Here is a 25,114-nt window from a genome sequence, read left to right as displayed (position 1 = left end):
AGCATGTACGAGATTCAGAAAGACCAGACAAGCCCGGTGAATTTTTTTGCGGGCGATTATCCCGTTGCAACAGCGGTCCGCGAGGTTTCGAGCGGGAAAAGCGTCAAGAAATACGACCCCGTGAAACTGGTTGGCGGCAAGGTGGAACCCATCGTCAAGGTGGACGCAAGCGCGGCTGACAGCGGAAGCACTACCCCGGCAAAAACAGAGTACGAGAACACCACGGCGGGAATCTACGGCATTGCGGCGGGCGACGCGGGAGCCGGAGAAGATGTCGTTGTTTACCTGACGGGCGAATTTTTCGCGGACGCAATCAATCTCCCGGACAGTGTGACCGTGGAAACCCTGACAACCGCGTTCCGAAATATCGGAATCTTTTTGAAGTAAAGGAGAGGAAACAAAATGGGAATCGAAACTACCATCTATACTCCCCGCACGCTGGGGAAGCTGGTTCGGCGTATGCCTCCGGTGCATACGTTCTTCCGCGATACTTTTTTCAAGAACCGCCGGACGTTCAACACGAAGAGCGTTGACGTGGACTTCAAAAAGGGGTCCCGCGCCCTTGCGCCCTTTGTTCATCCGAAAGTAGGCGGGAAAACCATCCTGAACACGGGCTATCAGACGAAGAGTTACACCCCCGTTCTGCTGGCCCCGAACAAGATTACCACCGTTGACGACCTGTTGGAGCGGGCCGCGGGCGAGGACCCTTACAGCGGCAGAAAGCCCGCGGAACGCGCCGTGGAAAAGCTGGCGGAGGATTTGCGGGAACTGAACGAAATGATCGTGCGCCGGGAAGAGTGGATGGCGGCGACAGCGATCTTTACGGGGCAGATTCCGATTGTTGGCGAGGGCGTGAATGAAGTCATCGACTTTGACTTCACCAACAAAGAAACCATCGTGTCCGCCGAAAAGAAGTGGGACAACGCGCAGAGCGACCCGCTGGCAGACATTGAGCGGTGGCACGAAATCGTACAGCGGGAAGGTTTCGTGAACTGCAATGTCTGCGTCATGGCGAAAGATGTTGCAACAGCGTTCATTAACCACGCAAAGGTTAAAGAAGTGCTGGACGTGAAAGCCTATGATCTTGCGGTCATCAAGCCCCGGCAACTTCCGAACGGAGCAACTTACATCGGCACGTATCACAAGTTGGGGCTTGACTTCTATCAGTACAACGAATGGTATCTGGACGACTGGACGGAGCCGGGCAAACCGGAAAACAAGCCCATTGTACCGGACAAGCACATTGCTTTGCTTTATACGGAGGCGGATTACTCCATCTACTACGGCGCAATCACTATGATTCCCGAAGAGGGCAAGGGATTTGTCACCGTGGAGGGCGACAAGGTGCCGCAGACATGGATTGAACGCCGCCCGGACCGCCGCTTCCTGCAAATCAACAGCAAGCCGCTGACCGTCCCCCATGAGGTCAATAGCTGGTACGTGGCGCAGGTACTTTAACCATGAATTTCAAAGATCAGGTGGAGCGGGATTTGACCGCCGTATTCCACAACAGCCGGGAACACGCCGACGTTGTGGAATTCTGGATTGACGGAATCCGCTACAAAGGCCCGGTCATCATCGACGACGGCGGGGCGCAGGACCGGAAGAAGCCGTCCACGGACCACGTGGACGGTTTGATTCTTGTCGATCTTGTCATGTATGTTCCGCTGTCCCTGTTGAAAACCATCCCGCAAAAGGACCTGAACGTGGAAATCGGGGATTGCCTGTACCGAATCACAAAGGTTCACCCGGAAGCCGGGGAAATCGTGCTTTACATGGAGGCGTTGACCGAATGATTCAGATTACAGCCGACCAGATCGAGCGGGTGAACCTGATTCTTTCTGGCGTTCCAAAAGGCGCGGAAAAGGCAATGGCAAGCGTCATCCGCCGGGCCAACAACACCGTGAGATCAGAGGCCCTAAAGGGCATCACGAGCGTTTACGCAATCACCCGGCAGAATGTCCGGGCAGACACCACAATCAAAGTGCGGACGCAGAAAGCGGACGGCGGGGTTGTGGGAATGGTATCGTTTGCCGGGTACAAAATCCCCCTTTACCGCTTCAATGTCTCCCCGACCCTCCCCGTCCAGCGCGCGACCGTTTCGGCGGCGGTGCTGGCGGAGAGCGGGCGAACCCCGTTTGCACACGCATTTATCGCAAAAATGAAAAGCGGTCATACGGGCATGTTCGAGCGGGACGGAACGGGCAGACTTCCGATCACCGAGTTCATGGGACCATCCGCCGCACAGATGGCGGCGAACAGCGTGGTTGTGGAGCAGGTGGAGGAAAAGGCGCAGGAAGTCATAAATAAGCGGATTGAACATGAAATCACCCGGATTCTGAACGGCTACGGAGGATAAGACATGACACCTTTAGACCTTTTGGACGTGCTGGAAGAGTTCGTGCGGCGCGAAACAAAGGACATGCTTTTGCCTGTCCGCGTAGACCGCCGGAGCGGAGAGCCGAAAGAGCGGCCCGCGGAAATTTACAAAATGCGGTTGCCGACCAAAAAGGCGCAGACCGAGCGCGTCCCCTATCTGCTGTTGCAGTACATCAAAAGCACAGACACACAGGAGCCGGGACAGGAACCGGAAAGCGTCTGTACGGTGCGCATCGTCGCCGCGACGTATTCGGAGGACGAAAGCGAGGGCGCAACATGCGTTCTGAACCTGCTGACCCGAATTCGTGTTGCCCTGTTGAAAGACGGCGTGATTGGAGAGCGGTACATGCTGAAACTGCCCCTTGAAATGATTGTGTACCCGGACGGAACGACAGCCCCCTACTATTTGGGGGAAATGATGACGGAATGGGAAATGCCCGTTGTAGAAAGTGAGGTTCAAAAAGTATGGCAATGAACTATAAACCCAGCATGACGAAAGCGGAATTGCTGGAAATCGCCGCCGCAAACGGCGTGCAGGCCGACGACGGCATGACAAAAACGGCAATTCTTGCCGCGCTGGACGGCGCAGGACAGGCCGGGGACAGAGAGGGGACCGAGGACACCGCCGGGCAGGAAACGCCCGCAGAGGACGCGCAGGAAGCCCCGGAGGGGTACAACCTGTTTGTCTATGCCGGGCCGTCCCTCCCACGCGGGAGACTGAAAGAAAATGCCGTGTTCAACGGGACGTTCGAGGACGTGAAAGCGTACCTTGCGGACGTGATCGCGGACTATCCCCTTGTAGCGCGGATGATCGTCCCTGTTGAGCGGCTTTCCGCGTTTCACGTCAAGGTGAAAACGCCCGGAAACCTTGCACACAAGTATTACAACGACATTGTTTCGACAATGCGGGGAAACAAGGAGGTATAACAAATGGCAGAGTATTTCCACGGGGTTTCGACGCGGCAGGTTGACACGTCGGTTTCGACCCCTGTTACGGCAGATTCCGGGATTGCGTTCGTCGTAGGCGCGGCCCCGGCGCACACCGTCGGCGGAAGCGTGAACGACCCGATCATGTGCCAGAGTTACGCGGAGGCCGTGGCCGCTATGGGGTACAGCGACAACTGGGGAAACTATCCGATTTGCGAAGCGATCTACGCACAGTTCAAGCTGTACGGTGTATCACCCGTCGTATTCGTGAACATTCTGGACCCCGCAAAGCACAAGAAGAGCGTTTCGGAGCAGAATTACACTGTCACGGACGGAAAGGTTCTTTTGCCGCTGGAAGCCCTGAAAGACACGGTGAAAGTCACCGACTATACCGCAGGCGAGGATTTCGACCTGTTCTACGAGGGCGAAAATCTGATTCTTGAAGTGATCGAGGGCGGGAGCATTCCAGAGCGGACGGGAGAACTGACCATTGCGTTTGACGCGGTGGACCCCTCCAAAATCGCGGAGAAAGATATTATCGGCGGTTTTGAGGTAAGCACAAAGAAATATTCCGGGCTGGAACTGATTGACAAGGTTTTCCCGAAATATGGAATTGTGTGCGACATGATTCTTGCGCCGGGATGGTCCCATAAGTCAACTGTCGCGGCGGCAATGCGGGCAAAGGCGGAGACCATCAACGGCGTTTTCCACGGCGCAAAGGCCCTGATCGACATTGACACAACAGAAGTCACGCATTATGCGGACGCGCCCGCGTGGAAGAAAACGCAGAACATCAACGACAAGGCGGAAATCCTTTGCTGGCCCCTGTTCGGGCTGGGCGATTACGTGTTTCACGCGTCGGTCCACACCGCGGCGCGGATGACGGCGACCGATTCGGACAACGGCGGTTGCCCGGCGGAAAGCCCCTCCAACAAGTCTTTGCAGATCGACCGGGCGTGCCTTGCCGACGGGACCACCGTTCTTCTCGACCTGAATCAAGCAAACTATCTGAACAGCAACGGCATTGTAACCGCGCTGAATTTCATCGGCGGGTATGTCCTTTGGGGCAATGAAACCGCCTGCTTCCCCGCCGATACGGACGTGAAGAACTACTTCATTCCCGTGTCGCGCATGTTCGGATGGGTTGCGAATTCGCTTGTCCTGTCCTATTGGAGCAAGCTGGACAAGAAGATGACGCGCCGCCTGATCGACAGCATCGTGAATTCCGTCAATATCTGGCTGAACGGCCTTGTCAACGAGGAAAAACTGCTGGGCGGGCGCGTGGAATTTCTGGAAGAGGAAAACAGCGAAACCGCGCTTATGGCTGGCAAGGCAGTTTTCCACATCTACATGACCCCGCCCAGCCCGATGAAAGAATGCGAATTCGTATTGGAGTACGACGCGGACTATGTTTCGTCGGCTTTGGCGGCATAAGGAGGGAAAGACAACATGAAAGTTGACAACGGCACAACCAACTTTGCCGTGTATGAGGACGCGACGGAGTTTTACGGAATGGCGGAAGCTACGCTTCCTGAAATCTCGCAGATCACGGAGGAAGTCAAGGGCGCGGGAATCGCGGGCGCGTTCAACGGCGCGTTCGTCGGGCATATCGAAGCAATGACGCTGACCCTGAATTTCCGTTCTGTGACCGCCGACGCAATCAAACTGGCAGAGCCGCGCAACCACCAGCTTGACTTGCGCGCGGCACAACAGTATTGGGACAACAGCGCGGGCAAGTTCATTCAACAGGCGGTAAAACACGTGCTGATGGTAACGCCGACGAAGTTCGCGCCCGGAAAGCTGGCCCCCGCCGCCTCCGCGGAAGCGTCCGGGGAGTATGCGGCAACCTATTTCGCAACATACATCGACGGGAAAAAGGTCCTCGAAATTGATATTATCAATTTCATTTACTACATCAACGGAACCGACTATCTGGCCGACGTTAGAAAGGCACTTGGCAAGGCATAAGCCCGGCGGGGTCCTCCCCGCTGGGCTTTCCTTTGCCCTTTTTCTGTATTTGAACCTATGAAAATCTGAATGGAGGAATTGACCATGAACGACACCGAGAAAAAAACCACCACAGAGGGCGCAGAGCGGCCCGCAGGCGCGGCGGAAGCCGTCACCCATGAACCAGCACAGGAAGCCGCAGAGAAGCCCGCAGAGGGCAACACGGGCGTTTATACGCACGTGTTCAAGAAGCCTTTCGAGTATGAGGGAAAGACCTACACCGAACTGACGTTCAATTTCGAGCGGCTTTCCGGGCGCGACATGGTTTCCATTGAAACCGAAATGCAGATGAACAACGAATACGCCCTTGCACCGGAAATTTCCCGGAGTTTTCAAGGGAAGATGGCGGCAAAGGCCGCGGGCATCGGAAGCGACGTGCTGGAAGCAATGCCCCTGAAAGATTTCAACAAGATCACCAACGCGGCCAGAAGTTTTTTAATCGACACGGGCTTTTAAGAAGCCCGGCCCGCTGGTGGCGGCGGGAATGCTTCAAACTGGCACAGGCAACCTTTACGCCCGTCCCATTCTGGCTTGACATGACCGTGACGGAGATCACGGCATGGATTGAGGACATCAACGCCGCCACAGCGGAGCAGAAGAACCAGAAAGCGAGGTGAAGAATTTGGCGGGAAGAAAGGAATATGAACTTCTCTTCAAACTGACCGCCGCATTGGGCGGAAACTTCAATGCGGCATTCAGTAGCGCGCTGAATACCACGCGGCAAATGCAAAACAGCCTGCAAAAGCTAAATTCTATCACCGGAAAGATCGACGCGTACAAAAAGCAGGAAGCCGCCCTTGAATCGAACCGTCAAAAGCTGGAACGGCTGACCGCAGAGCATGAACGACTGCAACGGGAAATCAGCGAAACCGGAGAGCCAACGGAAGAACTGCGGGCAAAGATGGCGCAGAACGAACGGCAGATCGCGGCGACCACATCGAGAATCGAGCAACAGGAAGCGCGGCTGAACGAATTGGGCGGAGAACTGTCCGGCGCAGGGGTGAACACCTCCCGTCTGACCGAGGAAAACGAACGATTATCCAAAAGTTACGAGCGGGTCAAAAAAAGTCAAGAGGAATTGGCAAAAGTAAACGCCGCGTTGGAACAGAACAACGCGGCGATTTCAAAGACCAAAACGCAACTTGCGGGGACCGTCGGAACCCTTGCGGCACTTGGAACGGCAATTTACGCCGGGCCAGTGAGAAAGGCCGCGGAGTTTGAAGCGCAGATGTCCACCGTAGAAGCCATTTCCGGCGCGACCGCGGATGAAATGAAGCGTTTGTCGGATGAAGCAAAGAGAATGGGTGCGACGACGCAGTTTACCGCCGTTGAAGCGGGAAAAGCCCTCGAATACATGGCAATGGCCGGATGGAAAACAGACCAGATGTTGGGCGGCTTGCCGGGCATTATGAACCTTGCGGCGGCATCCGGCGAGGACTTGGGGCAGGTTTCCGACATTGTGACGGACGCGCTGACCGCGTTTAACATGACGGCAGATCAGGCGGGCCGCTTTGCGGACGTGCTGGCGCAAGCGTCGAGCAATTCAAATACCAATGTGGCAATGATGGGCGCGACTTTCCAAAAAGTGGCCCCCGTCGCGGGCGCGCTGGGATATTCCGTTGAGGACGTTTCCCTTGCAATCGGCCTGATGGCGAATGCGTCCATAAAGTCGGAAGTGGCCGGAACCTCGCTGAAAACCGCCCTTGCGAACATGGCGAAGCCGACAAAGCAGATGAAAGAGTACATGGACAAGTACGGAATCAGCCTGACGAATGCAGACGGAAGCATGAAGTCATTCCGCGAAGTGGTGGACAATCTGCGAAGCAGTCTGGGCGGGTTGTCTGAAACGGAGCAGGTGGCGGCGGCAACGGCCATTTTCGGCAAGGAATCCTTTGCGGGTATGCTGGCGATCGTCAATGCAAGCGAGGCAGATTTTCAAAAATTGTCCGATTCGGTCAACAATTCCGCAGGCGCGGCGGAGCGAATGGCGCAAATCAAACTGGACAACTTTCAAGGAAAAGTAACGCTGTTGCAATCCGCGGTTGAGGGCCTACAAATTGCGCTGGGCGACGCGCTGTTACCGACGTTTACCGAGGGCGCGGAAAAGGCCGCGGAGTTGATCTCCAAACTGACCGAGTTTATCAATGCAAACCCGGAGTTGGTACGGACGATCACAAAGGTTGTCACCGGGCTTCTGGCGTTCAAGGCGGCGGGGCTGGTGGCAAAACTGGCGTTCCTTGACCTGAAAGGCGGGGTTCTGACCATTCAAAAGGTTATGGCCCTGTTCAAAGGCAAATTCGCCCTTGCGGGCGTGGAAGCCGTGGGCTTTGCGTCTAAAGTCAAGGGCGTTGCAAAAAGCGTCACAGGGTATTTCGGCGGAATCGGAAGCGCGGCGGGCGGCGTAGGCCGCGCGTTCGGGCAGATGTTCGCCGGAACGAAAATCGGAAACCTGTTTTCCGGTATCGGCGGAGCCGTGGGCGGCGTGTTTACCCGCATATTTTCCGGCGTGGGCGGCGTTGCTACGCGGGCGTTTACCGGAGTAGCGGGAACCATTACCGGGATATTGGGGCGGGCCGGGGCCGCAGTTGCGGCAGGTCCGCTTGGAAAGATTGGAAGCGTAGTTGCAAAGGGGTTCGGGAAGCTGTCAACCCTGTTCGGCCCGCTTCAAAAGCTGGGCGGCGCGATTTTAGGACCGTTCGGCGGCATTCTTGGAAAAGTGCTTCCCGTCGTGGGCGTGATTACCCTGATTATTTCGGCGGTGCAAATCCTGCGGGACAATCTGGACAAGGTGCGCGAGGTCATCCGAAACGTGTTCGGGGACGCGGGCGTTGAAGTATTCGACAAGATTGTAACTGCAATCTCGAATATCGGAAGCACAATTCAAAGCATTTTCACAGACGGGAACTTGGGCGGAGCGCGGGACTTCCTGATCAACCTGTTCGGAGAGGAAGCGACGGGCGTTATCGACGGCGCGATCACGGTTTTGCAAACTGTGTGGAATATACTTTCCGGCTTTATCGAGTTCGTGAATACCTACGTCCGCCCGATTGTGGAACAGATTTTTACATTCATCGTTCAAACGGTGCTTCCGCAGATCGCGCAGGCGTTCGCGGATTGGGCACCGACGATCGCTTCCATCCTGCAAGGGCTGGCAACCGTCGTTTCGACGATCGCAACGGCCATTATGTCCGTGATTCAGTTTCTTATGCCGACGATTCAAAATATTATCAGCGTTGCGCTGACGACCATTCAAGGGGTTGTGTCCGGCGCGCTGACGGCGATTAAAGGCATTGTGGACGTGTTCGCGGGCATCTTCACGGGGGATTGGTCCCGCGTGTGGGAGGGCGTGAAAGGGATATTCAGCGGCGTTTGGAATTCCCTGAAAAGCATTGCAAGCGGCGTTCTGAACGGAATTATCGGCCTGATCAACGGCGTGATTTCCGGGCTGAACAAACTGAAAATTCCTGATTGGGTCCCCGGCATCGGCGGAAAGGGCATCAACATTCCGTTGATTCCGACTTTTGCAAAAGGCACGAAAAACACACCTGACACGTTCATAGCGGGTGAAGCGGGCGCGGAACTTGTCACGAATGCAAAGAACCGGACCGTTTTCAATGCGGCGGAAACCGGGGCGATCTTCCGCAATCTCGCAAACACCGTCAACACCATTCGGGCGGGAGTGGGTATTCCGTCCCTGCAACTGGCTTATGCAGGCGCGGAGGCCCCCGGCGTGTCGGCCCCGTCTATCGCGTCCGGCGCACGGCAAGCGTCGATTGTCATTCACAGCGCGCCCGTTTTCCATGTTGGGAGCGAGGCACAGGCGGAGGACATCGAAGAACTGCTACGCAGGCACGACGAAGAACTACTGGACGAAATCGAAGAGCGGAAGCGGCAACAGGAGGATGACGAAAGGAGGCGGAACTATGACTAAATACACCACCATAGCCGGGGACATGTGGGACGCAATCGCCTATAAAACGATGGGCGACGAAGCGTACACAGACAGGATTATGAAGCTGAACCCGGAATACCGCCGCCTTTTCGTGTTCCCCGCGGGAATCGTGCTGACCATCCCGGAGCCTGAATCGCAGGTTGCGGCGGGGTTGCCGCCGTGGAAAAGGGGGACGGCATGAATGCGAGAAGAGCGGTTATCCGCCTGACCTTTTCGGGGGTGGATATTTCGGCGGACATCAACAAGCATCTTCTTTCGCTGACCTACACGGACAACGAAGAGGACAAGACGGACGACCTGCAACTATCCCTTGACGACAAGGAGGGTGTATGGCTGGGAAGCTGGCTGAATACGCCCTCCGCGTCAAAGGGGGCGGAAATCTCCGCCGTGATTGTGCAAAAGAATTGGGAATCGGACGGGAAAGACCGGGTTCTTGACTGCGGCGTGTTCGCCGTGGACACAGTGGACGGGAGCGGACCGCCCGCGAAAGCGACCATCAAGGCCGGGTCTATCCCCTACGCCTCCACCATTCGGACACAGAAAAAGACGAAAGCGTGGGAGAAATACACGCTTTCCGGCATTGCAAAGGAGATTGCGGGGGCGAACGGGTTTGCCTGCATGTTTGAATCCGCGTCCGACCCATTTTATCAGCGGAAAGAGCAAATGCAGGAATCCGACATCACCTTTTTACAGCGGCTTTGCAAAGCGGCTGGAATCTCCCTGAAAGTCACGGCAAAAATCATCGTCCTGTTTGACGCGGCGGCGTATGAGCAGAAAGACGCGGTGCGGACCATCCAGCGGGGAAAAGCGGACGTGGGAAGCTATTCTTTTTCCACGAGCCTGCACGACACCGCGTACAGCAAATGCCACGTGTCCTACACAGACCCGGCCACGGGGACGACGATCGAATATACCTACACCCCGCGGGACGCGGACAAGAGCGGCCAAACGCTGGAAATCAACGAAAAGGTATCAAACCGTGAAGAGGCCCGGCAACTGGCAATGAAGCGGTTACGGGAAAAGAACAAAGGAGAATTCAAGGCATCGTTCAAGCTGGCCGGGGACGCGCGCCTTGTGGCGGGCGTAACGGTTCAGGTGGCAGGGTACGGGGCGTTCGATGGAAAGTACATCATCGAAACGGCGACGCATTCCATATCCCGAAGCGGGTATAAAACCGATCTGACCTTGCGCCGCGTGCTGGAGGGCTACTAAATGAGCGAATTATCCGTTTTGAAAAATATGGTCCGAACGGGCATCGTCTCTTCTGTCAACGCAGGGAACCGAACGGCCCGCGTGACCTTTTCGGACAAGGGAGAAAGCCCGATTGTTTCGGGAGAACTGAAAGTTCTGAAAAATGCGCCATTCATCCCGGCGCAGAACGCGCCGCAACGGACGGAAACCGAGAGCGGCGGAAGCGGCGACGCGGCCTTTGCGGGCCACAGCCACGCCGTCAAGATCAGCCCGTGGCTACCGTCGCCGGGGGATTACGTGCTTTGCATCTACCTCCCGACAGAGGACGGGGACGGGTTCGTGATTGGGGGGATTTGACGATGGCGGAAATCGGAAGCTGGGGGACGTTCACCTTTTACGTTTCCCGGTCATCCATCAAGACGTTTGACGATCTGAAATGGGAAAGTTCGGTGAAGTACGCCACGCACGAGCGGCATTTGAAAGAGCCGCTTTTGGAGTTCACCGGGCAGGACGTGGAAAGCATGTCTTTCACCATGTTCTTTTCCGTCTTTTTGGGCGTGAACCCCATTGCGGAGGTTGCGAACCTGCTTCAAACCATGCGGCGGGGCGAGGCCCATTATCTGATCATCGGCCCGAAAGCGTATGGGACGAACAAGTGGGTCATCACCAAACTGTCAAATTCCCTGCAACGATACGACCGGGGCGGGAACCTGCTGGCCGCGTCGGTCAATGTAACCATGCAATCATATTCGAGCAGATAGGAGGGCGGACGATGGCTTACACCGTAAAGGCATACGCCCTTGAAAAAATCAACCTCGCGCCGGAGGACATCACGGAAGAGGTATTGCAGAACGTGGCGGTCATCCTTTCCACACCGAAATTTTCCGTTCCGTTGGAGCGGGGCTTGGGGCTGGCGCAACGGTTTCTTGATAAACCGATTCCGGCGGCGCAGTCAATCTTGATTTCGGAGGTACTCGAAGCGATCGAGGAATTCGAGCCGCGGGCAGAGGTGGAAAACGTGACCTTTGAGTTGGGGGACAGGCCGGGGACCCTGATTCCCATTGTGGAGGTGAAGATCATTGGCGGCGACGAATAGGAGTTACCCGGATATTTCCTTTGTGGAAACCGACACGGAAGCAATCGTGACCGCGCTGATTCAGTCATACGAGAAGTTCACCGGGCGCACGCTGTACCCGGCGGACCCGGCGCGGCTTTTCATTTTGTGGGTGGCGGACATCATCGTTCAAGAGCGGGTGAACATCGACTTTTCGGCAAAACAGAACGTGCCGCGATACGCGGAGGGGGAATATCTGGATTCCCTCGCGGAACTGTTCAAGGACACGTACCGATTGGAGCCGGAAAAGGCGAAAACAACCTTGCGATATACGCTGTCCATCAAACTTGACACCGCGACCGTCATCCCGGCAGGGACCCGCGCAACACCGGACGGCGACGTTGTGTTTGCCACGCTTCAAGACCTGACCATTCCGGCGGGCCAGTTGTCCGGCGACGTGGCGGCGGAATGCACGCAGGCGGGAGAAATCGGGAACGGCTTTGTTCCGGGGCAAATCAAACAGGCGGTTGACGTGTTCCCCTACTTTCAAAGCGTGTCGAACACAACGGAAAGCGCGGGCGGCGCAGATGAAGAGAGCGACGCGGCATTTTATGAACGGCTACGGGAGAGCGTGGAAACATACTCCACAGCGGGGCCGATGGGCGGATATGAGTATTTCGCAAAATCCGCGTCGGCCCTGATCGCGGACGTAAAAGCCACGTCGCCGGAGCCGGGAGAAGTGGACGTGCGGGTTCTGCTGGCAGGCGGAGAACTGTCAGAGGAAGAAATCTTGAAAGAGGTTTCGGAAATCCTGAACGCGGACACGGTGCGCCCGCTGACTGACCATGTGACCGTCAAGGCCCCGGAAACCGTGGCATACAACATCGACGTGACCTACTACACACAGGAGGGCGGCGCAATCAGCGACGACGTGATTTCGGAGAACGTAAACGCGGCGGTGGGCGCGTTCAAGAAATGGCAGGCGGAGAAGATGGGGCGGGACGTGAACCCGTCCTATTTGATTCAACTGCTTATGCAAGCCGGAGTAAAGCGGGTGGAGGTCCGCGCCCCGGCCTTTGCGACGGTGAAAGACAATCAGGTTGCGAAAATCGGAACGACCACCGTTACGAACGGGGGTGCGGAAAGTGAATGACAACGAACTGCATTCGGCAGATTATACGCGGTCCCTCCCCCCTCCCCTGAAAAACGACCCGACCATGACGGCCCTTGCGCGGGTCATTGCGGAGCAGTTGCAAGGGACCGTCCGGCAGATCGGGAAGAACATCATATACGCCCGGATTGACGAACTGGACGAACAGACGCTTGACGTGCTGGCCTATGACCTGCATGTGGATTGGTACGACTATTCCTATCCGATCGAAGTCAAGCGGCAGACCATCCGGGACAGCGTGCGCGTTCACCGGAGGTTGGGGACGAAATACGCCGTCGAAACCGCGCTGGGGGCGGTATTCCCCGGAACGCGGGTGCAAGAGTGGTTCGAGTACGGCGGAGAACCGTACATGTTCAAAGTCATCATCGGCGCGACGGAATCGGGGGTATCGGCGGACCGGCAAGCGGCGGTTTTGGAGCGGGTGCGCTTTTATAAAAACCTCCGGTCCCATTTGGAAGCAATCAGTTATCAGATTGAGAAAAAAGCGGCAGTATTCACGGCGGCGGTCCATTCCGTCGGCGTGCGGCTGGAAGTTTACCCCTATCTTGCGGAGGACATCGAGGAAACGGCGCGCATCAAGGCCGGAGCGGGCCACACCGTCGGCGTGCGCGTGGACATTTACCCGCATGTTTACCGGAAGATGGGGGCAGATTGGCGCGCGTTATGCGCCGCCTATATTCAGCAAACCGGGAAACTTGAAATCTTCCCGCAGAACAGAACGGAGGCGTAACAATGGCAGAAATCGAAAACAAATACGGAAGTATTGTGACCGACGTAGGCGTTCAGCTTATCACGGAAGCGGTCATGGAGGGGCAGAAAGTCAATATTACAACCCTCGCCGTGGGCGACGGCGGCGGAAGCTACTACAAGCCGAATTCCACCATGACCGCCCTAAAGGGCGAGAAATGGCGCGGAAAGGTAAACCGCGTGGAGGTCAACGAGAAATCCCCGAACATGATTGACGTGGTGGCGGTGGTCCCCTCCGACGTGGGCGGCTGGACTATCCGGGAAATGGGCGTGTTCGACGACGCGGAAGAGCCGAACATGATTGCCGTTTGCAACACGCCGGACACGGAAAAGGTCATTATCACCAGCGGAGCCGCCGGGGAAATTGAACTGACTATGCACATCGAAATTTCCAACACGGGCGCGATCTCTTTTGTCATTGACCCGAACGTGGTAACGGCCACGAAAAAGGACCTTGCAGACCACAACACGTCGCAGACGGCGCACGCCGCGGAGTTTAAGAAAAAGGCAGACGTTACTGCCCTGAACGACCACGCGAACAACAGCGACATTCACGTGAACCCCACGACGATGGGGAACTACGACACGGCCATTGCCGGACTGATCGACCACACGGAGGACACAGAAGTTCACGTTCAGCCGGGCGAGCGGGCCGCGTGGGACGCAGGCGCGGAGGCCGCAGAGCAGGCGGAGGCGGACGCGGCGGAAGCCCTGTCCGCGATTGCGGGGCTGGAAAGCCGCGTTTCCCGCGTGGAAGATGGACTGTTCAACAACATCACCGGAAACCCGTTCCTTGTGCAATTTGATTCCCTCGACGGGGTGGTTATGACAAAGGGCATTTGGAACGCGGCCCGAAACAGAATCGAATGTTGAGGGAATACGCCTGCACACGGCGGGAACTGTCCTGCATCATCGGGAATCTGTTTGCGGAATTGGACCCGCCTTGCGCCGCGTGCGATTCCGACGCTGACGAACTGACGATCAGCGGGCGGACCTATACCGGGGCACAGGCGGTTCTAACTGTCACGGAATGGGGATTCCGGTTCGACGGGGACCCGTCGGAGATCGAAGAAATCCGGGGAAAGAGGTGCTTGCGGCGTGGCGGATGAAAAGGAATTTATCATCATCACGAAAGCGAAAGATTTAGCATTTCACACCTACGACATGACCACCGCCCGCCGCTTTCCGAAGCGGCACGGGAAACTTGCGGTTGATTTGATGACCTTTGCGCGGGAAATCGTGGTTCACATTCAGGACGCAAACGAACTTGATATTACAGACGCGGGAGAGTTCCGGGAACGGCGGTATGAACAGAAACAGGCCCTTTCACGTTGTAAAGACATGCTGTTTTTGATCGAACTGGCCGAACGAAAGAACCTGATTTCAACGGCGCAATGCGCGGCGTGGACAAAGTACGCCGTGGAAGTAAAACGGATGACGGCCAGTTGGAGGAAAAAGGACCTCGAACGGTTCACAGAATCCAGACAACGGGGAAATGCGCCGCGGCGGTGATCGCCGGGGCGTTTTTCTTGGGGTGCGGCTTGTAGCGTCGAACTCGTACAACGTCCGCAACGTCAATTCCTCCGGCGCGATGAACTGGAACAACGCGTACAACGGCAACAGGGGCGTTCGCCCGCTTTGGTGGAATACCGCGAATGAGTAAGCCAACGGCTGAAAACAGAGGACCACTATCAAAGGAAGCCGCATCCCTCCGCCGCGGTGACAGCGCGACGGTAAACACAAGATTGGTGAAGCAAGGCCCACGGGAACCAGCTTCCGCCCCGCCACGGGCGCGCGGCGGGGTCCGATGATGAAGCATTGCGACGGCAGGCGGAGGACCGTTTGCCGCCCCCGCAAGGCGGATTCTATACACGGCAAGGAGCATTTTTTATTATGCAACAAACAGAATTCGAGCGGGTACACGATTTCGGGAACCTGTACGCAGGGTTTCTAAAAGCCCGCCGGGGCAAACGGGGCAAAGCAAGCGTTGCGAAGTTTGAAGCAAACCTGCTGGAAGCCCTGTGCCTGCTTTCGGAAATGCTGAAGAACAAAACCTATCGCCCGTCGGAATATTTCGTATTTCGGGTTTACGAACCGAAAGAACGCATTGTTATGACCAACGCGTTCAAAGACAAGGTGGTTCAGCATTCCTTATGTGACAATGTGTTAGAACCAGCGTTTTCCTGCACCTTTATCCGCGACAACTACGCGTCGCAGGCCGGGCGCGGGACGCATGACGGACTGTATCGACTGGAAGCGTTTATGCGGTCCTATTATTTCGAGCGGAAAGCACGGGAAGAACAACGGTGCCGGGAGGAGGGGTTGCCGCGGCCCGACCCGCGCGCCGCCCATTATGCGGACGGCTGGGTTCTGAAATGCGACATATCAAAATATTTCTACTCAATTCCGCATGAACCATTGAAAGCAATGGTGCGCCGCTTTATCCGGGACCCGGACGTTCTATGGCTTGTCGATATGATCATTGACAGCACGGACGACCCCGGAATTCCGATCGGCAACCAGACTTCACAATGGTTCGCGGTCATGTACCTTTCGGGGCTTGACCACTTCATAAAAGAGAAATTGGGAATCCGCTATTATGGGCGGTATATGGACGACTTTTACTTGATTCACGAGGACAAGGCGTATTTGCAGTATTGCCGCCGGGAGATTGAAAAGTACGTGGCCGGGCTGGGACTGAAACTGAACAACAAGACAAATATTTTCCCGTTGCGGAACGGAATTGATTTCCTTGGATTCCGAACCTATATGACCGACACGGGGAAGATCGTGCGAAAGGTAAGGAGGAACAGCAAATGTAACGAGCAACGGAAATTGAAGAAACAGCGGGGCTTGCTGGACAAGGGGAAAATTACCCTTGCGGCAATCGAACAGTCATACGGAAGTTGGCGGAGCCATGCGGCAAAGGGCAACTGTCACCACCTTATCCGGGAAACGGACCGCCTGTTCAAAAAATTATTCAAGGAGAGTGTTAAACAATGGCAAAAAGTTTAAGTTCCCTTGCCGTTGGCGCGCTGGTCAAGGACACGGGGACGCTTTACAACGGGAAACCGATTATTTGGAAAATCGCGGACAAGAACCACGCCGGGTTTCCGGCGAATTCCGTCACGCTGATCACGGAGCGCATTATCTCGCTGAAATGCTTTGACGCTATGGAGCCGAGCAACAACGACGGAAACCGCCGTTCCTACGGAAACAACCGCTGGATTTGGTCAAATATCCGTCGATGGCTGAACAGTCAAGCGGGGGCGGGCGCGTGGTACGCGGCCCAGCACGGGATGGACGCGCCGCCGAACAACTCGAATGTGTGGAGCAACTACAACGAGTACGAGGCAGAAGCGGGCTTTCTGGCGGGGTTCTCCGCGAATTTCATTGCCGCCCTGCTGACCACGAACCGGACCGTCGGAAAAGCGCAGATGGACGGCGGCGGAACAGAAACATGCACCGACAAGATTTTCTTTGCCACGTCAACGGAAGTTGGATTGTCGGGCGACGTGGTGGCCGGAAGCAAACTTGCGCTATTTACGGATGACAATTCCCGCAAGGCGAAGCCAACGGCGGAATGCGTATCAAAAAGCGAATACCAGACAAGCAGTTTTAACGTCAATGACCCGTGGCACTGGTGGCTTGCGGACGCTTATGCGTCGGACTCGTACATCGTCCGCCACGTCTATTCCTCCGGCGCGATGAACTGGAGCCACGCGTACAGCGGCTACGGGGGCGTTCGCCCGCTTTGTAATCTAAAATCTGAAATCTTGGTATCTGACAGCCCGGATTCGGACGGCGCATATACGATCATTTGGAACCGCGCCCCGTCGGTCCCGGATTCCATCGACGTTCCGAGCGACGTTCGGGGCGGAGAAAAACTGACCGTGACGTGGGGGACCTCCACCGACCCGGACAACAACCTTTCGGGGTACATCCTCGAACGGCAGTACAACGGCGGCGGCTGGGCGCAGCTCTACAAAGGAATCAACCGGACGTACACCGACCAGATCACAAAGGGCTGGGAGAATGTGGCGTACCGGGTCAAGGCATACGACAGCGCGGGCGCAGAATCGGCGTACAAAACCAGCGCGACACGGACAGTCATCAACAACACGCCGCCCACGATCAGCGGGACAGATACGGACCTTGGGGCAAAGACCGGAGCGTTCGACCAGAAATACACCGTCACCGACCCGGACAGCGGCCAGACGATCACCGTCGTTGAGAAGATCGACGGAACGCAAAAGCGGTCCTACGCCGCGACCAGCGGGCAGGAATACACGTTCAGCGTCACCGCGGATGAATGGCGGAAGCTGTTGAACGGGTCCCACACGCTGACGGTGACGGCGACGGACAATTACGGCGGAGCCGCGACGCGGACTTACACATTCAGCAAGAACGAAACTGAAATCGAACTGACCCTTGCAACGCCTCTTGAAGCCGACGACATGGTGACAAAGGCGATTATGTCCATCACCCGGCAGATTCCGGCGGGCGCAGAGTTCACCGTGGAGGCGTGCAACAACGGCCACGACGATTCCCCCGCGTGGGAGGACGTGACGCAGGCCGTCACCAGCGGGAGCAAGTTTTTCCTTTCCAACGACAGCAAGACGGCGGAGGAATGGGGATTCAATTTCCGAATCAAGGTGAAGCGGAACAGCGCAAGCGGGGATTGCTTTATTTCATCCGTGGGAGGGAATTTTGAATGAGCGTACAGCATAAGCGGACAAGTATCAAGAACAAGCCGAAAACGGTTGAAGAGTTGACCGCGCAGGGGGCGGAACTGGAACGCAAGGTTTCGGAGTTGGAGCAGAGCGGCGGGGGCGCGTCCCCGGCCATGCAAGCGGCGGTCATGTCCGCCCGGCTGACCATGAACGACGAAATCAAGGCCGGGAAACGAACGGGAACCGACGTTGTGGCTTGTGAAGCGTTGTTCGAGGAATGGAAGCCCGGAAAATATGAGAAAGACGACGTGCGGGTTCACGACGGGCAGGTGTGGCGGTGCTGTCAACCACACGACAACAAGAACAACCCCGATATTGAGCCGGGCAAATCTCCGGCGCAATGGGTCCCATATCACACCACAGACCCCCAAAAGGGAAAACCGTTCATTCAGCCCACGATGGCGGAAGATTCCTACCAAAAGGGCGAAGTCTGCTTGTGGACTGACGGCAAAGTTTATCGGTCCACAATGGAAACCGCAAACGCCTATTCCCCCGCAGACTATCCGCAGGGATGGGAAGTTGTGGACATGGAGTAAGCGAACACCCCGGCGCGGACCTGTACCGCGCCGGGGCCATTCTATCACGGGAGGAAAAGGAACGTGACAATCGCCGAACTTCTGTCCGGCGGCGGTGGGATTGTCGGGCTTTTGCTGGTGCTTCTGACGTTGGTTCAGATTGCCCCTATCAAGGTCAATCCGTGGACGGCGATCGGAAAGGCCGTCGGGCGGGCGATCAACGGGGACGTGATCGAGAAGTTAGAAGAAACCCGGAGAACCCTTGACGATCACATCAAGACCGACGACGCGCGCAACGCAGACATGCACCGGGCCGCGATTTTACGGTTCAACAATGAACTATTGCGGGATATTCCCCACACACGGGAAGAATTTTTTGAAGTTTTAAGCGAAATTGACTTTTACGAGCAATATTGCGACACCCACAAAGAGTATATCAACAACCGCGCAATACACGCCGTCGCAAACATCAAACGAGTTTACGACGACAGATTGATAAAGCATGATTTTTTATGAAAGGCGGTGTGAAACGTGCTTTACCTTATCAGCGCCGCCGCCGGGCTAATCGGTGGAATTGCCGCGGTCCTCCTATTTGGCGGACGGCGGAGCCGCCGGAAGAAAGAGCGGGACCGCCGAAAGATCGAGTTTTCAAAACTGGTTCTTTCGGCGGTGCTTTTAACCTATTTCGCGGGGTTCGTCATCGGCGTTCGTGTCGTCATCCTTGACCCGTCGCAACTTGGCGTTTTCCTCGCCTATGTGGGAACCCCGGCGGCAACGGCAATCGGCTTTTACAGTTGGAAAGCAAAGGCGGAAAACGTGGTGAAGATCAAACAGGCGAACCCGACGGCGACGGAGGGAATGCCCGTAGACCTGAACAACATTCAGCCATAGCGGAGGAACACAAATGACACAGGAACAGAAAGCATTTATTGAGCGGGTGGGCGCGCTGGCCGCGGCGGATATGCAGAAAAGCGGCGTTCTCGCCTCCCTGACAATCGCACAGGCGATCTTGGAAAGCGGCTGGGGAAAATCCGGCCTGACCGTCAAGGCGAACGCCCTGTTCGGCATCAAGGCCGGGACAAGCTGGAAAGGCCGCGTTTACAGCACGAAAACGCAAGAGTGTTACGACGGCGTGACCTTTACCACCGTGACGGCCCTTTTCCGAGCATACGACAGTTGGGAAGAGAGCGTGGCGGACCATTCGGCCCTGCTGACGGGCGCGGCACGGTATAAAGCCGTTGTCGGGGAGCGGGACTATAAAACCGCTTGCCGGGCGATCAAGGCGGCAGGCTACGCCACGGACCCGAAGTACCCGGACAAGCTGATTCAGATTATCGAATCATACGGCCTGACGGCCTACGACGGCGCAGGGCAGGCCGGAGCGGGCGGCGGGTCAAATATCACGGCTGGGGCGGAACGCCCCGCAGACGCGAAAGGAGAGGGCAAAATGAAAGCGTCTGAATTCATCAAGAAACTGCAAGACATCGTGGACCATTACAAGACACTGTACGTCATGGGCTGTTTCGGCGCGCCCCTGACCGGGGGCAACGTGTCCCGGTACTGCCAGAACCACAGCTACAACAAGCAGGCGGCGCGCACGGCCATGATCAAGGCCGCGGCGAATCAGAACCCGCCCGTTTTCGGCTTTGACTGCGTGTGCATGATCAAGGGCGTTTTGTGGGGCTGGAACGGCGACGCGTCCAAAACCTACGGCGGCGCGTCCTATGCCTCCGGCGGTGTGCCGGACATCGGAGCCGACACCATGATTACGAAGTGTTCCGGCGTTTCCACCGATTTCGGCAAGATTGTTCCGGGGGAAGCCGTCTGGCTGAAAGGTCATATCGGCGTTTACATCGGCGGCGGAAAGGTGATCGAGTGTTCCCCGGCGTTCAAGAACTGCGTACAGGTGACGGCGTGCCTGAACATCGGCGCAATCTCCGGCATGAACGGGCGCAGGTGGACCAAACACGGCAAATTGCCGTATATCACCTATGACACCGCAGGCGCGGCCACAGGCGGCGCAGGAACGGCGCAGAAGCCCAGCGGGACCTCCGACACCTCCGGCGCGCTGGCGTTCGCCGTGGGCGACGTGGTGCAGTTTACGGGCAACACGCACTACACCAGCGCGGCGGCGGCAAGCGGGAAAGCCTGTAAGCCCGGCCCGGCAAAAGTCACCATGATTTCAAAGGGCGCGAAACACCCGTACCACCTTATCAAGCAGGCGGGCGGCGGGTCCACGGTTTACGGCTGGGTCAACGCGGCGGACGTTCAGAGCGAGACGGACGCGGCCATTGACAAGCTGGCCGGGCTGGGGGTCATCAACTCCCCGGACTACTGGAAAAACGCCGTCGCAGGCGGAAAGGTGGCCTATCTGGATATTCTGTTCACGCAGGCCGCGGCGAAGATTACAAAGGCCGGGCCGCGAACCGCGGACGTGAAATCGGGCGTTGGCGCGCTGGTGAAAGCCGGGGTCATCAACACCCCGGAATATTGGTTGCAGAACTACGGGAAATTGCAGAGCCTTGACCTGCTTCTTTGCGCGCTGGGCGGGGCTGTGTAAAAACGAAAGGAGAAACGAATTATGAACATCATTCAATTTCTGGCCGCGAATTGGGACAGTGTTCTTGTGGTCCTCGCGTTCCTTGTGCTGGTTGTCGTGCTTATCAAGCGCGGCGAAACAAAGGTTTTGAAGAAGATTCTTTTTAATCTTGTGACACAGGCAGAAAAGCAGTTCGGGAGCGGGACGGGCGAATTGAAGTTTGCCGCCGTCGCAGACTGGATTTATCAGAGAATTCCGGCGGTGCTGAAACTGCTGTTCACGGAAAAGGATATTGCGACTATGATTGAAGCCGTATTGGAGGAAGCGAAAAAGGCGTGGGGAACCAACGAGAATTTGAAAGAGTACGTGGAAACCCCGCCCGCCGAAACCATGCTGGCAATCGGAATTAAACAGGACGCGGAAGAGGAAGCAGACGCGCCCGCGGAAAGTGAATAACTGTCCGATTCGGACAACACGAAGCCCGCCGGGGGTCATTCCCCGGCGGGCTTTTTTGTTTGCGATTATAAATTTTCAGGGAAACAGGGTATATGATCGAATGCCGCGGAAATGATCTTGTCAATGTCGATCATCATCTTGCGCGTGTCCGCGCCGCACCCGTCATGCACAGAAAGAACCTTTTCTTTCCATGCGTCAATCTGCTTTTCTAACTCCGAATTTTCCATAAAAAACGTCCTTTCTTTATTGAAGCGGGCGGCGGCTTGCGCCGCCCGCCTTTATCTTACGCGCTGACCGTGGACACGTCAAGCCGGAACGCAAGGTCAAGGACCTTTGCGCGGGTCGCGGCGTTGTGCTGAACGGCCTTTTCCAACGTGGCCCGGACCCCGGCGGGAGCAAGGGACAGGCCGTAGGCAATCAGGTGATCTTCCGCAATTTTCAGAGCGGAGCGGGCGGAAAGAAGTTCAGTTTCCAGCCCGGCGGCGGAGATCAGCGCGGCGCATTCGTCGTTCGCCTTTTCAAAGGCCGCGTCGTCCTCCATGCAGTACAGAAATTCGGGAACGGAGCCGTCGGGATTGACAATGTCGTTGTCGGAAATGTACTTCTTTTCGATGGCCTCTTGCCGGGATTCAATTTCCTGAACGCGGGCTTTGGCGGTCATGTATGCTTTCTGGTATTTGTTCGTCGTCCTCTTCATCTTGAATACCTCCGCTTATTTTGTTCTTTCTGATTATTATTATACTCACGTGAGTATAAAAAGTCAAGAGGAAAACGAAAAATTTTCAAAAAAGTTGCGCCGCCGTGGGAGGTTCGGCGGCGCGGGGTCAATCTGTACTTTCGATCAGGCGCATCACGCGCAAGGCAAGATCGCGGGCGGACGCATCTTCCACGCTGTCGGCATAGCGGCCCAGCACGCCCAGCAAGCGGGCCTTGTACGCGTCAACCTCCGTCGGTATCTTCACACCGTAGCGGGTTTCGTAGCAGTCGCGGCAGAGGTACGGCGCGTTTGCGGTGATCGCCCCGTTGTTTTCGTCGGTGTACTGATACGCCCGGCAACTGCAAAGGGGCTTTCCGCAGGATTCACAACGCCCGGAGAACTTGCGGGAGCGGGTGCGGGCCGTCCGGGTCATGCGGTGGGGGTTGCAAGGCATTCCGAAGTCACCTTCTTTCGGCGGGGGTGCGCCTGTTCCATAGGCCGCAAACAACGGAACGTGTCTGCGCCCAGCCGGGGTCAATTCCGGCCATACAATCAGGGCAAAAGACGCGCCAGCGATTCCCAACGGGGGTTTCATATTCTGCATAGACGGCCCCGTGACCGCCACAAAAAGGACAGGGAAAAAGGGACAAATCCCCGGACGCTTCCACGATTCGGATTAAGTTTTTCATTCGTTCAGAACCTCCATTCTTTGAAAAGGGGCGGCGGCTTGCGCCGCCCCGGTAAATCATCCGGCTACGAACACGCCCAGCGGAGAGCCACCCGCAGACCGCCACCCGCGGCGGTGAATGTCGGAGAGGCGGACCCGTTCGGGACGGTCCGGGCGGCTGTCCCAGCGAATCAGGGCAAACACGCCGCCGCGGAAGAACCGCCCGTCGGGGACATCCTCAAAGCCGATTACCGTTCCGCCCTCTACGGGATAGCAGGCACCGCAGACGCATTCGACGCGCTGGCCGATCATTACAATTACCGTCCCGTTGTCGGCGGGCTGGGAAATGGTGATTACGTTGGAGGGGGCCGCGTCCTCCGCGGGAACGGAAACGGCGGATTCCTCCGCGGCTGGGGCCTCTTCCTCCGGCTGAACCTCACGTTCAGCGCGGAACGTGGGAGCCATAGAATAGCGGTCCGGCTGGATATATTCGCCGGAATCATCGAAGCGAATCTTGGAACGGCGGGATTCGCCCATATACTCATAAGAAACGGTTTTCGCGGTCCGCCCGGTGATCTTGATGGAGAAAATGCACTCGCTGTCGCAAATGCTACGCGTGAAGTATTCCTTGCCGATTTCAAACTTTTTCATGTGATTACCTCCCATATATAAAAACCAGAAATTGAAGTGTTGTCGTTTACCGTGTCGGCCCCCTTTTCGTGTCGGCCCGTAAGGTTGGCCCCCGCCGTATTCTTTACGCCCCGGCGGGTGGGCGGCTTTCGCTTCCCTCTTTCTGTTTTTATTATACTCACGTGAGTATGAAAAAGCAAGATGGGAAGTTGCACAAAAATACTCACGTGAGATTGTATAGTTTTTCATACTTGCGTGAGTATTCAGAAAATGATATAATCAGCGGAGAAAGGAGGCGGAACACATGGAAAAGAAAAAGTATGCGTGCAACACGCGGGCGAAGAACAAGTGGAACGCCGAAAATTACGACCGCCTTTACCCCTATGTGAAGATCGGGAAAAAGGCGGTCTATCAAAAAGCGGTAGAAGCTGGCGGCTTTGAAAGCCTGAACGACCTGATCGAAACGGCGACGGACAGAATCGCGGCGGAGGTTTTGGGGCTGACCCCGGAGCAATACGCGGCGGAAGTGCAGGCGGCGGCAGAGCAAGCAAAAAAGAAAGACGAATGAGCATAGAGAACGGCGGGCGTTGAATCATGCCCGCCGTTTTTTTCTTACCCGTTCAATGCCGCGTGCTGGTAAAAGTCGTCGCAGATCACGGGAATGCTGTTGTAATCGAAATTGTCGAAGTTGATCTTGTCGATGGTATCTTTGTAGAATGTCGCTTTCATCACGGTTTCGGTGGACGTGTTTCCGTAAGCGTCCACGAGCGGGAAAGCCCAGAAAAGCGTTACGCGCCCGATGTCGTCGCGGGATTGCAGGGATTCCAGAATGTCGGCGGCCTGCATCAGCATTCCTTTCCGAACCATATTCGAGGTTAGATGATCTTTCCCAGAAAGATAAATGTCCACAAAGGAGCCGTCCGAACTTTCCCCGACGCTGGCCGCGTCGTAAATACTGACATCTTCTTTTTCGGCATTGGCCGCGGTGATCGCGTCGTCAACTGCCTGTTCCAGCGTGGCCGGAGTTTCCGGCGCGGCGGGGTCATCCGTGGGCGCAGGTTCTACGGGAGCCGGGGCGGGGGTTGGGTAAAGTTCCTCCCCGTTGTATTCCACGCGGTCAACCACGCCGTCGGTGTAATAGACATCGTACATGTAAAGCCCGGCGGAAACTTGGCAATGTCCGTCGTCGCCCGCCTTTCTGGTGACATTTGTTACTTTTGCTTCCATGCCGCAGGACACAAGGACGATGAATACTTCATCGGCCTGTTCCGGCGTGATCGCCATACCGGAAGAAAGCGCGCTTTGCGAATCGGCGTAAAAGTCGTACTGTTCGGACAATTCGGCGTGCTTGGGCGTGTCGTAGTCTGCAAGGCACCCGGAGAGGGAGAGGGCAAGACAGGCCGCAAGAAAAAGAGAAAGCAATCTTTTCATGTGAAATCCTCCATTTCG

Annotated in this window: 33 protein-coding genes; 28 read left to right on the top strand and 5 right to left on the bottom strand. The window is 56.4% G+C overall.

All coding sequences use genetic code 11. The features are described 5' to 3' along the window. Nucleotides 1–3 precede the first annotated feature (3 nt). The 27 genes from I2C21_RS00235 (at nucleotide 4) to I2C21_RS00110 (ending at nucleotide 21,671) form a co-directional block, all read left to right on the top strand. Nucleotides 4–387, top strand: coding sequence for a hypothetical protein (locus tag I2C21_RS00235; protein WP_195278204.1), 384 nt, complete (start codon nucleotides 4–6; stop codon nucleotides 385–387). A gap of 15 nt (nucleotides 388–402) precedes the next feature. After that, complete coding sequence (locus I2C21_RS00230; RefSeq protein ID WP_195278203.1) at nucleotides 403–1,458, top strand: major capsid protein; 1,056 nt, start codon at nucleotides 403–405, stop codon at nucleotides 1,456–1,458. Between the two features lie 2 nt (nucleotides 1,459–1,460). After that, complete coding sequence (locus I2C21_RS00225) at nucleotides 1,461–1,796, top strand: hypothetical protein (RefSeq protein WP_148337738.1); 336 nt, start codon at nucleotides 1,461–1,463, stop codon at nucleotides 1,794–1,796. Further along, nucleotides 1,793–2,359, top strand: coding sequence for a phage tail protein (locus I2C21_RS00220; protein ID WP_172697896.1), 567 nt, complete (start codon nucleotides 1,793–1,795; stop codon nucleotides 2,357–2,359). The genes I2C21_RS00225 and I2C21_RS00220 overlap by 4 nt, the downstream gene beginning before the upstream one ends. Before the next feature lie 3 nt (nucleotides 2,360–2,362). Beyond that, nucleotides 2,363–2,854, top strand: coding sequence for a hypothetical protein (locus tag I2C21_RS00215; protein ID WP_195278202.1), 492 nt, complete (start codon nucleotides 2,363–2,365; stop codon nucleotides 2,852–2,854). Further along, nucleotides 2,845–3,306, top strand: a complete 462-nt coding sequence (locus I2C21_RS00210; RefSeq protein ID WP_195278201.1) for a hypothetical protein — start codon at nucleotides 2,845–2,847, stop codon at nucleotides 3,304–3,306. Before I2C21_RS00215 ends, I2C21_RS00210 begins: the two co-directional genes overlap by 10 nt. Nucleotides 3,307–3,309: 3 nt before the next feature. Then, nucleotides 3,310–4,740: a phage tail sheath family protein gene (locus tag I2C21_RS00205; protein ID WP_195278200.1), complete on the top strand. Its 1,431-nt coding sequence runs from the start codon at nucleotides 3,310–3,312 to the stop codon at nucleotides 4,738–4,740. A gap of 15 nt (nucleotides 4,741–4,755) precedes the next feature. Beyond that, nucleotides 4,756–5,274: a phage major tail tube protein gene (locus tag I2C21_RS00200; protein ID WP_148337728.1), complete on the top strand. Its 519-nt coding sequence runs from the start codon at nucleotides 4,756–4,758 to the stop codon at nucleotides 5,272–5,274. 84 nt (nucleotides 5,275–5,358) lie between these two features. After that, a complete protein-coding gene (locus tag I2C21_RS00195) occupies nucleotides 5,359–5,769 on the top strand; it encodes a phage tail assembly protein (RefSeq protein WP_195278199.1) in 411 nt (136 codons plus the stop codon). Between the two features lie 166 nt (nucleotides 5,770–5,935). Next, nucleotides 5,936–9,244 (top strand): phage tail tape measure protein, encoded by a 3,309-nt coding sequence (locus I2C21_RS00190; protein ID WP_286167174.1) that lies wholly within the window; start codon nucleotides 5,936–5,938, stop codon nucleotides 9,242–9,244. Beyond that, nucleotides 9,237–9,446, top strand: coding sequence for a tail protein X (locus I2C21_RS00185; protein ID WP_195278198.1), 210 nt, complete (start codon nucleotides 9,237–9,239; stop codon nucleotides 9,444–9,446). Before I2C21_RS00190 ends, I2C21_RS00185 begins: the two co-directional genes overlap by 8 nt. Then, entirely contained in the window at nucleotides 9,425–10,477 is a 1,053-nt protein-coding gene (locus I2C21_RS00180; protein WP_353654753.1) for a phage late control D family protein, read from the top strand. Before I2C21_RS00185 ends, I2C21_RS00180 begins: the two co-directional genes overlap by 22 nt. After that, nucleotides 10,478–10,813: a hypothetical protein gene (locus tag I2C21_RS00175; RefSeq protein ID WP_148337721.1), complete on the top strand. Its 336-nt coding sequence runs from the start codon at nucleotides 10,478–10,480 to the stop codon at nucleotides 10,811–10,813. 2 nt (nucleotides 10,814–10,815) lie between these two features. After that, the gene (locus I2C21_RS00170) at nucleotides 10,816–11,217 is read left to right on the top strand and encodes a phage tail protein (protein WP_148337719.1); all 402 of its coding nucleotides are present in this window, start codon (nucleotides 10,816–10,818) and stop codon (nucleotides 11,215–11,217) included. 11 nt (nucleotides 11,218–11,228) lie between these two features. Next, nucleotides 11,229–11,552 (top strand): hypothetical protein, encoded by a 324-nt coding sequence (locus I2C21_RS00165; RefSeq protein WP_195278197.1) that lies wholly within the window; start codon nucleotides 11,229–11,231, stop codon nucleotides 11,550–11,552. Further along, the gene (locus I2C21_RS00160; RefSeq protein ID WP_195278196.1) at nucleotides 11,536–12,663 is read left to right on the top strand and encodes a baseplate assembly protein; all 1,128 of its coding nucleotides are present in this window, start codon (nucleotides 11,536–11,538) and stop codon (nucleotides 12,661–12,663) included. The genes I2C21_RS00165 and I2C21_RS00160 overlap by 17 nt, the downstream gene beginning before the upstream one ends. Continuing rightward, complete coding sequence (locus tag I2C21_RS00155) at nucleotides 12,656–13,411, top strand: phage tail protein I (RefSeq protein WP_172697902.1); 756 nt, start codon at nucleotides 12,656–12,658, stop codon at nucleotides 13,409–13,411. Before I2C21_RS00160 ends, I2C21_RS00155 begins: the two co-directional genes overlap by 8 nt. A gap of 2 nt (nucleotides 13,412–13,413) precedes the next feature. Further along, nucleotides 13,414–14,301 carry a phage tail protein gene (locus tag I2C21_RS00150; protein WP_172697903.1) on the top strand — a complete coding sequence of 296 codons (888 nt, stop codon included), beginning with the start codon at nucleotides 13,414–13,416 and terminating at the stop codon, nucleotides 14,299–14,301. Nucleotides 14,302–14,526: 225 nt separating this feature from the next. Next, nucleotides 14,527–14,940 (top strand): four helix bundle protein, encoded by a 414-nt coding sequence (locus I2C21_RS00145; protein ID WP_195278195.1) that lies wholly within the window; start codon nucleotides 14,527–14,529, stop codon nucleotides 14,938–14,940. Further along, entirely contained in the window at nucleotides 14,924–15,091 is a 168-nt protein-coding gene (locus I2C21_RS17880) for a DUF6273 domain-containing protein (RefSeq protein ID WP_502709449.1), read from the top strand. The genes I2C21_RS00145 and I2C21_RS17880 overlap by 17 nt, the downstream gene beginning before the upstream one ends. A gap of 230 nt (nucleotides 15,092–15,321) precedes the next feature. Further along, complete coding sequence (locus I2C21_RS00140; RefSeq protein ID WP_207730549.1) at nucleotides 15,322–16,443, top strand: RNA-directed DNA polymerase; 1,122 nt, start codon at nucleotides 15,322–15,324, stop codon at nucleotides 16,441–16,443. Beyond that, entirely contained in the window at nucleotides 16,428–18,146 is a 1,719-nt protein-coding gene (locus I2C21_RS00135; RefSeq protein WP_195278194.1) for a DUF6273 domain-containing protein, read from the top strand. Before I2C21_RS00140 ends, I2C21_RS00135 begins: the two co-directional genes overlap by 16 nt. Continuing rightward, nucleotides 18,143–18,697 (top strand): hypothetical protein, encoded by a 555-nt coding sequence (locus I2C21_RS00130; protein ID WP_195278193.1) that lies wholly within the window; start codon nucleotides 18,143–18,145, stop codon nucleotides 18,695–18,697. Before I2C21_RS00135 ends, I2C21_RS00130 begins: the two co-directional genes overlap by 4 nt. A gap of 63 nt (nucleotides 18,698–18,760) precedes the next feature. Continuing rightward, on the top strand, nucleotides 18,761–19,192 hold the full coding sequence (locus I2C21_RS00125) for a hypothetical protein (RefSeq protein ID WP_195278192.1): 432 nt from the start codon (nucleotides 18,761–18,763) through the stop codon (nucleotides 19,190–19,192). A 15-nt stretch (nucleotides 19,193–19,207) separates the two neighbouring features. Beyond that, entirely contained in the window at nucleotides 19,208–19,567 is a 360-nt protein-coding gene (locus I2C21_RS00120) for a hypothetical protein (protein WP_195278191.1), read from the top strand. A gap of 13 nt (nucleotides 19,568–19,580) precedes the next feature. Then, a complete protein-coding gene (locus I2C21_RS00115) occupies nucleotides 19,581–21,236 on the top strand; it encodes a glycoside hydrolase family 73 protein (RefSeq protein WP_207730548.1) in 1,656 nt (551 codons plus the stop codon). A gap of 21 nt (nucleotides 21,237–21,257) precedes the next feature. Beyond that, nucleotides 21,258–21,671: a hypothetical protein gene (locus I2C21_RS00110; RefSeq protein ID WP_148337699.1), complete on the top strand. Its 414-nt coding sequence runs from the start codon at nucleotides 21,258–21,260 to the stop codon at nucleotides 21,669–21,671. Between the two features lie 65 nt (nucleotides 21,672–21,736). Here I2C21_RS00110 and I2C21_RS00105 read toward each other — a convergent pair whose 3' ends face one another. From I2C21_RS00105 to I2C21_RS00085, 4 genes are all read right to left on the bottom strand, one after another. Further along, nucleotides 21,737–21,898 (bottom strand): hypothetical protein, encoded by a 162-nt coding sequence (locus tag I2C21_RS00105; protein WP_172715497.1) that lies wholly within the window; start codon nucleotides 21,896–21,898, stop codon nucleotides 21,737–21,739. A 56-nt stretch (nucleotides 21,899–21,954) separates the two neighbouring features. Next, complete coding sequence (locus I2C21_RS00100; RefSeq protein ID WP_195278190.1) at nucleotides 21,955–22,332, bottom strand: hypothetical protein; 378 nt, start codon at nucleotides 22,330–22,332, stop codon at nucleotides 21,955–21,957. A 163-nt stretch (nucleotides 22,333–22,495) separates the two neighbouring features. Continuing rightward, a complete protein-coding gene (locus I2C21_RS00095; protein WP_195278189.1) occupies nucleotides 22,496–22,801 on the bottom strand; it encodes a hypothetical protein in 306 nt (101 codons plus the stop codon). 312 nt (nucleotides 22,802–23,113) lie between these two features. Further along, entirely contained in the window at nucleotides 23,114–23,686 is a 573-nt protein-coding gene (locus tag I2C21_RS00085; protein ID WP_148337691.1) for a hypothetical protein, read from the bottom strand. A 283-nt stretch (nucleotides 23,687–23,969) separates the two neighbouring features. On the opposite strand from I2C21_RS00085, the gene I2C21_RS00080 reads away from it, so the two are divergent. Next, nucleotides 23,970–24,233: a hypothetical protein gene (locus I2C21_RS00080; protein ID WP_172715493.1), complete on the top strand. Its 264-nt coding sequence runs from the start codon at nucleotides 23,970–23,972 to the stop codon at nucleotides 24,231–24,233. Nucleotides 24,234–24,277: 44 nt separating this feature from the next. On the opposite strand, the gene I2C21_RS00075 is transcribed toward I2C21_RS00080, so the two are convergent. Beyond that, a complete protein-coding gene (locus I2C21_RS00075) occupies nucleotides 24,278–25,096 on the bottom strand; it encodes a hypothetical protein (protein ID WP_195278188.1) in 819 nt (272 codons plus the stop codon). Nucleotides 25,097–25,114: the final 18 nt, after the last annotated feature.

It is taken from the genome of Clostridium sp. J1101437_171009_A5 (genome assembly GCF_015547905.1).
Lineage (GTDB): Bacteria > Bacillota > Clostridia > Oscillospirales > Oscillospiraceae > Pseudoflavonifractor_A > Pseudoflavonifractor_A gallinarum.
Note: the sequence above shows the minus strand (reverse complement) of the source record. Positions and strands in the feature narration are given on the sequence as shown.

What these genes read in the sequence shown, in the direction of transcription:
- I2C21_RS00080 (WP_172715493.1), top strand. Translation starts at nt 23,970, where the DNA reads ATGGAAAAGAAAAAGTATGCGTGCAACACGCGGGCGAAGAACAAGTGG.
- I2C21_RS00205 (WP_195278200.1), top strand. Translation starts at nt 3,310, where the DNA reads ATGGCAGAGTATTTCCACGGGGTTTCGACGCGGCAGGTTGACACGTCG.
- I2C21_RS00140 (WP_207730549.1), top strand. Translation starts at nt 15,322, where the DNA reads ATGCAACAAACAGAATTCGAGCGGGTACACGATTTCGGGAACCTGTAC.
- I2C21_RS00195 (WP_195278199.1), top strand. Translation starts at nt 5,359, where the DNA reads ATGAACGACACCGAGAAAAAAACCACCACAGAGGGCGCAGAGCGGCCC.
- I2C21_RS00215 (WP_195278202.1), top strand. Translation starts at nt 2,363, where the DNA reads ATGACACCTTTAGACCTTTTGGACGTGCTGGAAGAGTTCGTGCGGCGC.
- I2C21_RS00235 (WP_195278204.1), top strand. Translation starts at nt 4, where the DNA reads ATGTACGAGATTCAGAAAGACCAGACAAGCCCGGTGAATTTTTTTGCG.
- I2C21_RS00200 (WP_148337728.1), top strand. Translation starts at nt 4,756, where the DNA reads ATGAAAGTTGACAACGGCACAACCAACTTTGCCGTGTATGAGGACGCG.
- I2C21_RS00075 (WP_195278188.1), bottom strand. Translation starts at nt 25,096, where the DNA reads ATGAAAAGATTGCTTTCTCTTTTTCTTGCGGCCTGTCTTGCCCTCTCC.
- I2C21_RS17880 (WP_502709449.1), top strand. Translation starts at nt 14,924, where the DNA reads ATGCGCCGCGGCGGTGATCGCCGGGGCGTTTTTCTTGGGGTGCGGCTT.
- I2C21_RS00100 (WP_195278190.1), bottom strand. Translation starts at nt 22,332, where the DNA reads ATGACCGCCAAAGCCCGCGTTCAGGAAATTGAATCCCGGCAAGAGGCC.
- I2C21_RS00210 (WP_195278201.1), top strand. Translation starts at nt 2,845, where the DNA reads ATGGCAATGAACTATAAACCCAGCATGACGAAAGCGGAATTGCTGGAA.
- I2C21_RS00185 (WP_195278198.1), top strand. Translation starts at nt 9,237, where the DNA reads ATGACTAAATACACCACCATAGCCGGGGACATGTGGGACGCAATCGCC.
- I2C21_RS00095 (WP_195278189.1), bottom strand. Translation starts at nt 22,801, where the DNA reads ATGACCCGGACGGCCCGCACCCGCTCCCGCAAGTTCTCCGGGCGTTGT.
- I2C21_RS00115 (WP_207730548.1), top strand. Translation starts at nt 19,581, where the DNA reads ATGACACAGGAACAGAAAGCATTTATTGAGCGGGTGGGCGCGCTGGCC.
- I2C21_RS00170 (WP_148337719.1), top strand. Translation starts at nt 10,816, where the DNA reads ATGGCGGAAATCGGAAGCTGGGGGACGTTCACCTTTTACGTTTCCCGG.
- I2C21_RS00225 (WP_148337738.1), top strand. Translation starts at nt 1,461, where the DNA reads ATGAATTTCAAAGATCAGGTGGAGCGGGATTTGACCGCCGTATTCCAC.
- I2C21_RS00175 (WP_148337721.1), top strand. Translation starts at nt 10,478, where the DNA reads ATGAGCGAATTATCCGTTTTGAAAAATATGGTCCGAACGGGCATCGTC.
- I2C21_RS00165 (WP_195278197.1), top strand. Translation starts at nt 11,229, where the DNA reads ATGGCTTACACCGTAAAGGCATACGCCCTTGAAAAAATCAACCTCGCG.
- I2C21_RS00230 (WP_195278203.1), top strand. Translation starts at nt 403, where the DNA reads ATGGGAATCGAAACTACCATCTATACTCCCCGCACGCTGGGGAAGCTG.
- I2C21_RS00085 (WP_148337691.1), bottom strand. Translation starts at nt 23,686, where the DNA reads ATGAAAAAGTTTGAAATCGGCAAGGAATACTTCACGCGTAGCATTTGC.
- I2C21_RS00135 (WP_195278194.1), top strand. Translation starts at nt 16,428, where the DNA reads ATGGCAAAAAGTTTAAGTTCCCTTGCCGTTGGCGCGCTGGTCAAGGAC.
- I2C21_RS00110 (WP_148337699.1), top strand. Translation starts at nt 21,258, where the DNA reads ATGAACATCATTCAATTTCTGGCCGCGAATTGGGACAGTGTTCTTGTG.
- I2C21_RS00150 (WP_172697903.1), top strand. Translation starts at nt 13,414, where the DNA reads ATGGCAGAAATCGAAAACAAATACGGAAGTATTGTGACCGACGTAGGC.
- I2C21_RS00220 (WP_172697896.1), top strand. Translation starts at nt 1,793, where the DNA reads ATGATTCAGATTACAGCCGACCAGATCGAGCGGGTGAACCTGATTCTT.
- I2C21_RS00105 (WP_172715497.1), bottom strand. Translation starts at nt 21,898, where the DNA reads ATGGAAAATTCGGAGTTAGAAAAGCAGATTGACGCATGGAAAGAAAAG.
- I2C21_RS00130 (WP_195278193.1), top strand. Translation starts at nt 18,143, where the DNA reads ATGAGCGTACAGCATAAGCGGACAAGTATCAAGAACAAGCCGAAAACG.